The sequence below is a fragment of the Luteibacter sp. UNCMF331Sha3.1 genome (genome assembly GCF_900109915.1).
In the GTDB taxonomy this organism is placed as follows: Bacteria; Pseudomonadota; Gammaproteobacteria; order Xanthomonadales; family Rhodanobacteraceae; genus Luteibacter.
In genome coordinates, this window is record NZ_FOBU01000001.1 from 788,229 (window position 1) to 799,882 (window position 11,654).

Below are 11,654 nucleotides of genomic sequence, written 5' to 3' on the forward strand. Positions count from 1 at the left end.
AATGCAGCGAGTCCTCATCATTGGCGCGACCTCGGCCATCGCCGAGGCGACGGCACGCCTCTACGCCGAACGTGGCGCCCGGCTGCATCTGGTCGCCCGCAACCGCCCGAAGCTCGATGCCATCGCCGACGATCTCCTCGTACGCGGCGCACCGGAAGTGACACACGCGGCACTGGATGTCGGTGACTTCTCCGCACACGCCGCGGTGATCGACGAGGCATGGCGCGCGCTTGGCGATGTCGACGTGGTACTGGTCGCCCACGGCACACTTCCCGACCAGGCCGCCTGCGAGTCGTCGGTGGACACCGCCCTGGCGGAATTCGCCGTCAATGGCACGTCGACGATCGCGTTGCTGACCCTGATCGCAAATCGCATGCAGACGGCCGGCCGGGGCACCATCGCCGTGATTTCGTCGGTTGCAGGTGATCGCGGCCGCGCAAGCAATTACCTTTACGGCTCGGCCAAGGCCGCAGTCAGCACCTTCCTGAGCGGCCTGCGCCAGCGCATGGCGAAGCACGGTGTCGACGTGGTGACCATCAAGCCGGGCTTCGTCGACACGCCGATGACCCGCGATTTCAAAAAGGGTGCGCTTTGGGCCAAGCCCGAAGTGATCGCCGAGGGCATCGTGCATGCCGTCGACAAGGGCCGCCCGGTCGCCTACCTGCCGTGGTTCTGGTTCGGCGTCATGACCATCATCCGCTGCATCCCCGAATTCCTCTTCAAGCGCCTCAGCCTCTGACCATGGCAGACAAGAACAGCAAGATCGTCATCACCGGCGCGGCCGGCCTCGTCGGACAGAACCTGATCGTCGAGCTCAAGAGCCAGGGTTTCACGCAGCTCGTTGCCATCGACAAGCATGCCTACAACATGGGCATCCTGCGCGACCTGCATCCCGATGTCGTCGCGATCGAAGCCGACGTGGCCGTTCCCGGCGACTGGGAAAGCGCGTTCGCCGGTGCCGCGTGCGTCGTGCAGCTCCATGCGCAGATCACCAGCAAGTATCCGGAAGAATTTGTCCGCAACAATATCGACGCCACGCGCGTGGTGCTGGACGCGTTCAAGCGCCACGGCGTGCCCTACATGGTGCACATCAGCTCCTCGGTCGTGGTGTCGGTCGCCAACGACGACTACACCAACACGAAGAAGGCGCAGGAGAAGCTCGTCGTCGACTCGGGCATCCGGCACACGGTGCTGCGTCCGACGCTGATGTTCGGTTGGTTCGACCCCAAGCACTTCGGCTGGCTGTCGCGCTTCATGGCGAAGACGCCCGTGTTCCCGATCCCCGGCGACGGCCGCTACATGCGTCAGCCGCTCTACGAGCGCGATTTCTGCCGCTGCATCGCCGACTGCATCGTCCGCGAGCGTAACGGCGAGGTGTATGACGTCGTGGGCGATACGCGTATCGACTACGTCGACATCATCCATACGATCAAGAAGGTCAAGGGGCTGAAGACGATCATCCTGCACATTCCCTATGGACTGTTCGGCTTCCTTTTGCGCGTCTACGCGCTCTTCAGTGGCAAACCGCCGTTCACCGAAAGCCAGCTCAAGGCGTTGAGCGCCGGCGATGATTTCAAGGGCGTGGACACCGAGGCGGAGTTCGGGGTGAAACAGACACCGTTTGCCATCGCGATCAAAGAAAGCTATTGCGACCCGCGCTATTCCGCCATCGTGCTCAAGCGCTGACCCACCCTGGATCCGGAAAGCAATCACATGACCAACGCAAAACGAGTCGCCGTTCTCGGAGCGGGCCCGATGGGCCTCGCCGTGGCTTATCAGCTTGCCAAAGACGGCCACAACCCGGTCATCTTCGAGGCAGACGACCGCGTGGGCGGCATGACCGCCTCTTTCAATTTCTCCGGCCTGAAAATCGAGCGCTATTACCACTTCCACTGCATCTCGGACGCAGGCTTTCTGACCATGCTCGATGAGCTGGGGTTGGCGGATCGCATGCGCTGGACAGAGACGAAGATGGGCTACTGGTTCGGCAAACGCCTGCAACCGTGGGGCAATCCAGTCGCCCTTCTGAAATTCAAGGGGTTGAGCTTCACGGCAAAGTTTCGGTACGGGCTCCATGCATTCCTGTCGACGAAGCGCAAAAACTGGCGTCCACTCGACCACGTCGAAGCAACGGGTTGGATCAAACGTTGGGTCGGCGACGAAGCATGGCGCTCGCTCTGGCAGCGCTTGTTCGACTACAAGTTCTACGACTACAGCGACAATCTCTCCGCGGCCTGGATATGGAGCCGCATCCGCCGCATCGGCAACTCGCGCTATAGCATGTTTCGCGAGAAGCTCGGCTATCTGGACGGAGGTTCGGACACGCTGCTGAACGGCATGCAACAGTGGATCGCATCGAATGGTGGCGAATTCCGCCTGTCGACGCCGGTAACACGAGTAGTCATGGGCGACGGTCGCGTCACCGGCGTCGAGACCCCTACCGGATTCGAAGCATTCGACCGCGTCGTCAGCACGATTCCGCTTCCGTTCGTCCCGCGCATCATGCCCGACCTGCCGGCCGACATTCTCGCGAAATTCTCTGCCTTGAAGAATGTCGCGGTTGTTTGCGTCATCGCCAAGCTGCGCAAGCCGGTCAGCGAAAACTTCTGGCTGAACACCAATGACGACGACATGGATATTCCTGGCCTGGTTGAATACACCAACCTCCGCCCACTCAAGGATCACGTCGTGTACGTCCCGTTCTACATGCCAGGCGACCACCCCAAGTATGGCGAGTCGGACGACGTATTCACGGGCAAGGTGCGGCGCTACCTAAAGGCCATCAACCCTGCACTGACCGACCGAGATTTCATCGACATTCGCGCCAATCGATATCGCTACGCCCAGCCGATCTGCCCACCCGGTTACCTTGACGACCTGCCACCGAGAAAGCTGCCAGTGAATGGCCTCTGGGTCGCGGATACATCTCATTACTACCCTGAAGATCGCGGCATCTCCGAGAGTATCGATTTTGGAAGGATGTTGGCCAGGGAAGTGGTCGCGTGATCACTGCCAGTCCACGCCCCTCCCGTGCACGACGCCTGCACGAACTGCTGCGATCGCAGTTCGTGCTCTTCCTGGTGGTCGGAGGTGTAGCGGCGGCCGCAAACTTTGCGTCGCGCATCGCCTTCAACCATTGGATAGGCTACGCATGGGCCGTCACGCTCGCATATTGCATCGGCATGGCGACTGCGTTCGCGTTGAACCGACTGTTCGTGTTCAAGCACTCGTCGCAGGCCGTGCACCATCAGGCCATATGGTTCGTCGTCGTCAACCTGTTCGCATTGGCCCAGACACTCGCGGTGAGCGTGCTGCTCGCTAAGGTTGTATTCCCCAGAGTGGGCTTCGCGTGGCACCCCGATTCGGTGGCGCACCTCGTGGGAATCATGCTTCCGCTTGTCTCGAGCTACTTCGGGCACAAGTACCTTTCGTTTCGGCACTGACGCGGGCGCTGCACGAATCCGTCATCAGGGGAACAGGCTGCGAGAGGCCAGATCCTTGCACTGATTCCCGGTAAGGCCGACGTGCCACATGCGCGACTTCGCACCGTCGTAGTGAACCGGCAGCTGATAGGTCGCCTCGCCACTTTCGACGCAATGCCGGATCTCCGCCCGCCAGGATACCCGGTCGTGAAATCGCTGGGCAAAAAAGGCGAACTGCACGAGTGCACCCGCTAGGACGAGGCAGACGAGCGCTCTGGACACCCTGCCAACCTCGGGCAGCGTGTATAGCAAGAGCCAGCTAAGCATCATATACGGGAAGAAGAAGTAACGCGGCCCGGCCGTGAACGGATTGAGGATGGATACCGGAACGCGCGTTACCGACGCTGCGATGCTTGCCACGAGGCATGCGACGAGCATCAGGAAGTAAGGATCGCGCCACTTCGCGCGAGCGATGGCAAACACGACGCCGCCAGCCAATACCAGCCAGCCCAGAACAACTGCGAATACCTCAGGCAGCATCCGCGAGCCGAGGGCGTAGTCGCCAAAGAAACGCGTGACGATGCTGACGGTGTCGATACTCGTCTCGCCAGGTGACTTGAGCGCACCGTTGACGTACATCGTGTAGCACTGCACCGCGGCGGCCAGCGATGCGACCGTCAACACGACGAAATCAGCGCGTTTGCGCAGAACAGCGGCGCGGAAGCCCAGGACGACGGCCATGGGAACGGCCATGGGTGACGAGAGACCACCTACCAGGACGAGAACGCACCTCCAAACCGTACGCGGCTTCGCCTGTTCGTCCCAGAAAATAGCGACGAACGACCATATGGCTCCCCACCAGAACGCATACTCCGAGACGGCGAAGACTTCGGAGTCGGTCGGCAAGAGCGCCACCGCCAACGCCGCTGCCAGCGGATGGCGAAGGCGTGTGGGGCTGAACGCGACTAGCGCGATCGTACCCGCCGTGAATATCAGGGTAAGCCAGTATTCGATACTCGGCAGGTGCGAAAATGAAAGAGAAGCCGCGATCAGGAAAATCACCTTCGCGGGAATGACGAGATAGCCAGCGACGGGCGAAAGAATCGATCCCCATCCATGAGCAAGATAATCAGGAAGCGTTACCGTCCCCTCTTCTACCCAGACGTAAGGATGCAACCATTGATCGGGACGACGCCAGATCAGAATGCCGGCCACTAGTAGGACGAGAAAAGGCCAGGAAGAAAACCACCGTCTGACGAGATGCGGCATCCACGTGTTCCGTTAGAAATGATGGGCCGAACGTCCAAGCCGGCACGAAAATCCCCCTCGTGCTCCGAACGGCGCCTTGCAGCGGCTATTATGCATGAACCGGCGAGACCTTATACGCCGCCCTCATTTCCCGGCGGACCGGCCCCGCCGCACCATGTCTCGACTTCACCCGCCGAAAAGGGGTCCGTGTTGAAAACAATGTCTGCCATTCCGGGCCCCGCGACTCGCTGGGGGCGCATTCTGCAGGGCGCGGGCGTCTTCGCGGCGTGCTTCCTGCTCAGAAGCATCTACGTTTCGCTTTTCGCCTGCGATCTGCCGCAATGGGACCAGTGGGACGCCGAAGGCGACCACCTGCTTCGCGCGTGGATGCATGGCACCTGGCACGTCGCGGATCTTTTCTCATCGCATAACGAACACCGGATCGCGTTCACGCGCCTCATCTCGCTCGCCATCTTCGAGGCGAACTCCGGGCAATGGGACAACCTGGTCGAGGCGTATGTCAATGCCGGGATTTTCAGCACGATGCTCACCCTTCTGTGGACCCTGCTCAATCGGAACGGCATCGCGACGTCCCTCCGCACCGCTTCCGCGCTGACAGTGCTGCTCATCGCCGCCCTCCCATTCAGCTGGGAAAACGCACTGGTCGGATTCCAGAGCCAGTTCTATCTCATGGCGATCGCTGCGATCGCCATGATAGGGATCGTTTCGTACATGCGGCCCTCTCGCCTCATGGTTGTCTGGCTCCTCGTCACGGGTGTGGCGTCGCTGTTCACGATGGCATCGGGCCTCATCGCGGCAGTGGCATGCATCGCAACGATTGTCGTCCGCGCATGGCGTGAACCGCTGGGGCACAAGTTTCTGTTTGTGAGTGTGGGCCTTCTGGCAGCGATTTCCGTGACCGGTCTTCTACTCGTACCCACGATTCCGGGTCACGAGGCCTATAAGGCCCAGGGAATGGTTGACCACGTACGCGGCCTTGCTGTCGTCCTGATGTGGCCTCTGGAGCCCAGGATGAGGCACTTGCAGAGCACCTTTACGATGCTTCTGGTCGCGATGATCATGTGGGCGCCCATGCTCCTGTTGTCGTTCCGGGTCCTACGGCGCAGGCAAGCTTCTTCTCAGGAATTGTTCGCTATTGGCGTTGCGATCTGGGTCCTGCTGCAGGCCGCTGCAATCGCACATTCCCGAGGGCACGGCATCGAAGTCATGGCGTCACGCTACATGGATATTCCGGCCATCGGCAGCCTGGTCAACGCCTGGCTGACACTGGCCGCGCTTCAGAGACGCGAGCTGAACCGAAATGTCTTCCGCATTGGGGTCGCCAGTTCCGCGCTGTTCGTCACCGGTCTTGCCGTGGGCCTGCACAAGCGAACGCCCGACGACCTCAGCCTCGCGTTGGATCGAAACAACCACACGACCGAGCAGACCCGTAACGTCCGAAACTATGTGCGCTCCGGGAACTTCGCCGACCTCGACAAGCCGTTCTTCACTATTCCGTATCCCGACGCCCGACGCCTGCAGTCCTTGCTCGACGATCCGCTCGTCAAAGCCATGCTTCCGGTGTCGGTACGTACGCCGCTCTGGCTTCCAAGGGATATTGGCGGCTTCACTCGCGAAAACCTGCCATCCACGCTGATCGGCGATACACCGGCGACGGCCATAGGTTCGTATGCCTCAGCGAATGGCAACGCCTACATCGGGGCCATGATCTCGCCCGACGTGCGCTCCGCCTTTCCCATGGCGATGATCGAGGTCGTCGGTGGGCGCATAGGTAAGAAGGGCCTCTCCGTGGCGTTGCAAAGCTCAAGCGGAATGACGCCGCTCGTACTTAGGCGCCAAGCCGGCCTTCGCTGGACTGCCGTCTACACGGCCGCTCCATCCGGTGCGTTTCGCGTCTCCGCGATCGACGACACAAAGGACAGTTGGCTTGGTCTGAGTGCACCGGTCGAGAGCGGAGTACTCAGCGCCTGGGCGCATCGATTCCAGGATTTCACGATTCGACACATGCGCAAGAGCGTAGGAGCTCCATACGCTCCGTGACTCGACGACCGGCGCGTCAGCTCAGCCCCGGACCGCCCTGAAGAGCGCGCGCAGAGGCGCCGTTATCCGCCATGAGCGCGACCCTTCGTATTCCGCGATGCGGGACGCGAGGAACGCCTTCTCCTGTCTGGCATCTTCGAGCATGGCGGACATCATCGTCCACTGCTCTTCACCGTGTTGAACGGCCTCACCCTCCATTCTCCGCCAGCTTTCGACTCGCTCCTCCCTGTCGGAAACGGGTGTTGCGCGAACGAAGAACTCGAATTCGCCGTAAGCCGTGCCGGTGAATGCGTCGCAACCAAGGCGGGTCAGGTCGTGCGACGCCAGCTCTCGCATCAGTCGAGCAAACGATCTGGGCGTAAACACCCAACAATGCACATCGTGGTACGTGCCGTTCATGACAACGTCGTTGGCAAGGTGCATACAACCCTCGAACGTGAAGTCGCGCCCCAGGCGCGCCTCGTCAATTCTTCCCTGCCATGCGGCCATGGAATCGATCTGAGTCTTGTTCAGGGTAAAGTCCAGCACCTGGTGCGGCTGTGGTACACGCGCCCGCACCATGTGAGCACAGATCACGTCCGCCAGGCGCGTATCGCCGCGAAGGTAGTCGAAGGAATAGCGCCGATCGGGAATCGCCAGACGGATCTTCCCTCGGTCATTCAAGACCTCGACCAGCTCATCAAGCCATGCGATCAGATCCGGAACGTGCTCGATGACATGCGAAGCGACGATGTAATCGACCTTCGCGTTTACCCCGACAGCATCCTGAAGCGTGTTTCCTCCCCACGTCGCATCGACATCGACGATGTCCCCGCTATCAACATGGGGATCAGATGCGTATCGCTGCCGAAGCGTCTCCGTATCCGCGTAGTCGACGTAGATCACCTTGCCAACGCTTCGCCGAACTACGGGATTATTGAGGGGACCCAATTCGAGCCCGACTTCAGTAGAGAAGTCGATGCCGTCGGTCAAGATCGACTGCCGGTCGTTAGCCACAAAGACTGCCTCCCGCGGGATTCCGCCTGCGGGAGGATAGTACGACGCGGTTCCGGCCGGGCCAACCCCCTGCCCCGTAGCGACCTCGGGCCGCCGCGAGGCCGTCGTCATGCCCTGACCTGGTCAGGCGCTACGCGCCACGCGAGACGAGTGCCGTTTCGGGCCAAACAGGAAACAGGCATCGTCCAGACTGAGGTTCGGATTGAAGTATGGGTCGTCCAGAAGCGAGGTTGACCAGCGATCCTTCATGAACCTGGCCTCTCCTAGAAAACGATTCTTACGCGGGCCTGCGTCGTCGTGCCCACGCGAGGCGGATTCGTGGTGATACATCTCCGCGCGCGGGGTCCACACAATCGCATAGCCCGCCGCCCGGATCCGCAGACAGAGATCGACGTCGTTGAACGCGACACCCAGTGCCTCGTCGAATCCACCAACTTCGTCGAACACCTCGCGCCTCACCGCCATGCAGGCCGCCGTAACGGCGGAAAGCTGTTGGGTGAGGTGCATACGGCACATCTGGCCGGGATATCCACGTTGCTGGAGGTGATAGGCGTGACCCGCGACACGTGCCTCGCCAAGACCAAGGATGATGCCCGCGTGCTGTACGGTGTCGTTCGGGTAATACAGCATGCACCCGACTGCGCCCACTTCCCTGCGCATCGCGTGCGACACGAGTTCGTCGAGCCACGCAGGCGTGATGACTTCCAGATCGTTGTTCGCGAAAACGATCACATCCCCGGATGTCTGCGCGACGGCGAAGTTGTTGATGGCAGAGAAATTGAATGGCGCATCGTAGCGAAGCACCCGTGCGCTTCCGGCTTCATCCAGCTCCTGCAGGTATCGCAGTGTTTCGCCCTCGACCGAACCATTGTCGACAATGACGATCTCAAAGCGCCCATATGTTGTCTTTGCGAGAATGCTCTGCACGCATTGTCGAAGCAGGTCCACATGGTCGCGTGTCGGAATGACGATCGATACGAGGGGTTCCTTTTCCGGGTCGATGGAATGCGCGAAGTTCCCGGGGAACGACGTCAGTTCATCGAACCGGCCCTTGATACCGAGTCGCTCGAAATGCGCGGACAACGACTTCTGGGCTGCGACACTCGCGTAGCTCTTTTCCTGCGGCCCCGCAGCCGTGGAGCCTGCGATCGTCCGCCAGTGGTAAAGGACATGCGGGACATGGACGACGCCGGCAGAGCCAACCCGCTCTACGCAGCGAAGTGCTAGGTCATAGTCCTGACTGCCCTCATAGCCCTCGCGGAATCCACCGACATCGCGCAACAACGCCGCGCTGTAGACACCGAAGTGACTGACCATGTTGTGGCCGCGGAAGAGATCTATGTTGAAGTCGGGCTTGAAGTAAGGGTCGAAACGAATGCCGTCCTCACCTATCTTGTCCTCGTCCGAGAAAAGAACGCCGGCACCAGGGTTGTCGAGGATGGCTTGGGCCATCGTCGAGAGAGCTACCGGCGACAACTCATCGTCGTGGTCCAGCAGGGCGACGTAGTCGCCTGTCACGAGTTCCAGTGCGGAGTTCGACGATCGGGAGATATGGCCGTTCTTCTCGCGGAAAACTACCTTGATACGCGCGTCGCGAGCAGCGTATTCGCTGAGCACGGATCGGATGCGTGGGTTTGGCGAACAATCGTCGGCAATGCACAGCGTCCAGTTCGAATAGGACTGCTCGATGACCGAGTCGATACACCGTCGCAGCCACTTCTCGGGCGGGTTGTATACCGGCATGACGATGGATAGCGAAGGCGCGTCGCCGCGGTCCTCGAACGATTGCCTGATGGCGGCAAGCTGGGACGCCGTCCAAGTATCATTGACGAGAACCCAGTTCTGGTAGCTGCGCGCGAGCGAGGCATCCACGATGCCGATGTAGATCGAATAGATCTTGCGACCTACGGCTCGCGGACCACCCCGCAGGAGTTCCGCTACGCAGGCGCGCATGAGCCGCTTCCGCGACATACCCGTCCTCGGACGCCCCGCGATCGAGCTGAGCATCGTGCGGGCTGCGGCGAGTCGACCGACCTTCCTGATCGTGAAGCGTTCCAGGTCGAACTCGCCCGGAATGGCCATCGGGTCGAAACGCAGACCAACGATGTCACTCCTGAGGGCGATGATCGAGCGCTCGCCGTGAGTAGCCGCCCCGAACAGCGGGATGGCATCAGCCTCCTGTATCGGCGTCTCGAAGTCCGGATACAGCAACGCATGGAGCCCGGCTCCGTCGACCGACTTGATGTCGCACGTGATCTCGTACCAGCCACCGGGCATGCGGCCACCCGGCACCTCGATCCGGAACTGGGGATCATTGCCTGTCGATGCCCAGCGCGTGGCGGATCCCGGGCTGGCAACGAGATCGTTCACAGGCACCAGCTTGAGCGCGATCTCGCCGTGAGACGAACTTTTCTCATTCATCGGAGACACAGATAGCTTACCTCGCTTACGTTCATTCGGACCGTCGAACGACATCAGGCGCGATTGCGCGACCGAAAGAGATCGAAAAAAGTACGCCGGCTAATCGCTTCGAGCAGCCGCGTGGACTCATCCAGTTTTCCCGACAACTCGTCAATCCGCGCATTCAGATGTGCAACGGACTGCGCTGTCGTCTGCGCCTCGGCATCGACGCGACGATGGACGCCGGAGATCGTTTCGCCGAACGTGTCCAGCTGGCTTCGAAGCGCAGCCAGAGGTAGGCGCTTCTCACTGCCATTGATCTCGTTGGCGACACCGGACAATTGTGACTCCGCAACTTTTGAGACCTCGGGATCGGTTAGCAACGCCTCGTAATCGACTGTCATCTCGAGGGTGATGCTACCTTCGTTCGCGAGGTCGCCCCAGATGTCCCCAACATAGACTTCGAAGTTCGGGTCGTTGTGAAACGCGGCGAGCCTCAGCCTCCCTTCGAATCGTTCGGCCACGAACTGGCCATGCACCCCGACAAGGCGAGCCGCCGCATGCACGTCGACGTCGATGACTTTGTTGAGGTCGTCGCGGAACGCGAGGGAAAGCAGGCTGAACACGCCCCCCATATTCGCCGGGTCGATTCGCAGGAAATCAGGCCGTGTGGCCGCTGGAAACCGGAACGATAACTGCACGCGCCCCAGCGCGCCACCCGCCTTGGCCGCGAGCGAATTCTGCTCGGAGAAGCCCTCGTCTTCCGCGCGGTAGTACACGCGCGCCTCCACGCCCGATGGCAGAGCCACGGCGCGATCAAGCTGGCCCGTCTTTTCATCAATGATCGTGCCGGCGATCTGCTCGAAGTAGTTTCGGACACGATCCGGCTCGACTTCGGCAAAGGCCATGAAATCATCGAATGCCTCGGTCGTTTTCCCGCCAAGGGTGAGGACGGCCAGCCCGTTACTGTGGACGAACTCGAAGATCCGATACTCACGACGAAGCTCGGCGATGAACTTCCATACCCCGAAATCGCCGTGTTTGACCTGAGTGTCGTGAAAAAGAACGACACCCCGCTCGCTCATCTTGGGAAGCCAGGTACGGAAGTCGTTGCTGACGGCCTCGTAGGTGTGCAGGCCATCGATGTGCAGGAGATCAATGCTCCCATCGGCGAACTCGCCACGCACGTCGTCGAAGTAGCCCTGCTTCAGCGTGGAGAAGTGACCGAACCGCTGGTCGTGGCGAGCACGCAATGCATCGAGCACGGAGTGATCATAGAACCGCGCCTGAGGATCGCCCTCCCAGCTGTCGATCGCGACGAAACTGGCGTCGAGCCCGATCGCCTCGGCCGCCTGACAGAATGCGATATAAGAATTGCCGGAATCGGTGCCCAGCTCGACCAATGTCCGCGGGCGCAGCATTTCGATGATCGCGTAAGCGAATGGAATATGCCCCGCCCAGGGATACGGGAACGTCAGCGACGGCTTCAGGAAAGCCGTTCGATATTTATCAAGCGTAAAATTCATG

At 60.7% G+C, this 11,654-nt stretch carries 9 protein-coding genes; 5 read left to right on the forward strand and 4 right to left on the reverse strand.

The annotated features are described in order from the left end of the window. Position 1 precedes the first annotated feature (1 nt). From BMX32_RS03480 to BMX32_RS03495, 4 genes are read left to right on the forward strand one after another with little or no spacing between them, the layout of a single operon-like run. The gene (locus tag BMX32_RS03480) at positions 2-739 is read left to right on the forward strand and encodes an SDR family oxidoreductase (protein WP_089974470.1); all 738 of its coding nucleotides are present in this window, start codon (positions 2-4) and stop codon (positions 737-739) included. Between the two features lie 2 nt (positions 740-741). Beyond that, complete coding sequence (locus tag BMX32_RS03485; protein WP_089974472.1) at positions 742-1,686, forward strand: NAD-dependent epimerase/dehydratase family protein; 945 nt, start codon at positions 742-744, stop codon at positions 1,684-1,686. Between the two features lie 27 nt (positions 1,687-1,713). Then, complete coding sequence (locus BMX32_RS03490) at positions 1,714-3,006, forward strand: NAD(P)/FAD-dependent oxidoreductase (protein WP_089974474.1); 1,293 nt, start codon at positions 1,714-1,716, stop codon at positions 3,004-3,006. A gap of 44 nt (positions 3,007-3,050) precedes the next feature. After that, a complete protein-coding gene (locus BMX32_RS03495; RefSeq protein WP_089976895.1) occupies positions 3,051-3,443 on the forward strand; it encodes a GtrA family protein in 393 nt (130 codons plus the stop codon). A gap of 24 nt (positions 3,444-3,467) precedes the next feature. On the opposite strand, the gene BMX32_RS03500 is transcribed toward BMX32_RS03495, so the two are convergent. After that, a complete protein-coding gene (locus BMX32_RS03500) occupies positions 3,468-4,691 on the reverse strand; it encodes a hypothetical protein (RefSeq protein WP_089974476.1) in 1,224 nt (407 codons plus the stop codon). A gap of 198 nt (positions 4,692-4,889) precedes the next feature. Between BMX32_RS03500 and BMX32_RS03505 the strand changes: the two genes are divergently transcribed. Then, on the forward strand, positions 4,890-6,731 hold the full coding sequence (locus tag BMX32_RS03505; RefSeq protein ID WP_089974478.1) for a hypothetical protein: 1,842 nt from the start codon (positions 4,890-4,892) through the stop codon (positions 6,729-6,731). A 21-nt stretch (positions 6,732-6,752) separates the two neighbouring features. Here BMX32_RS03505 and BMX32_RS03510 read toward each other — a convergent pair whose 3' ends face one another. The 3 genes from BMX32_RS03510 to BMX32_RS03520 all read right to left on the reverse strand — a co-directional run bounded on the left by BMX32_RS03510 (position 6,753) and on the right by BMX32_RS03520 (position 11,653). After that, positions 6,753-7,703: a methyltransferase domain-containing protein gene (locus tag BMX32_RS03510; RefSeq protein WP_170843550.1), complete on the reverse strand. Its 951-nt coding sequence runs from the start codon at positions 7,701-7,703 to the stop codon at positions 6,753-6,755. Between the two features lie 147 nt (positions 7,704-7,850). Beyond that, positions 7,851-10,148, reverse strand: a complete 2,298-nt coding sequence (locus BMX32_RS03515; protein WP_170843551.1) for a glycosyltransferase family 2 protein — start codon at positions 10,146-10,148, stop codon at positions 7,851-7,853. A 53-nt stretch (positions 10,149-10,201) separates the two neighbouring features. Beyond that, positions 10,202-11,653, reverse strand: coding sequence for a class I SAM-dependent methyltransferase (locus BMX32_RS03520; protein WP_089974486.1), 1,452 nt, complete (start codon positions 11,651-11,653; stop codon positions 10,202-10,204). Position 11,654: the final 1 nt, after the last annotated feature.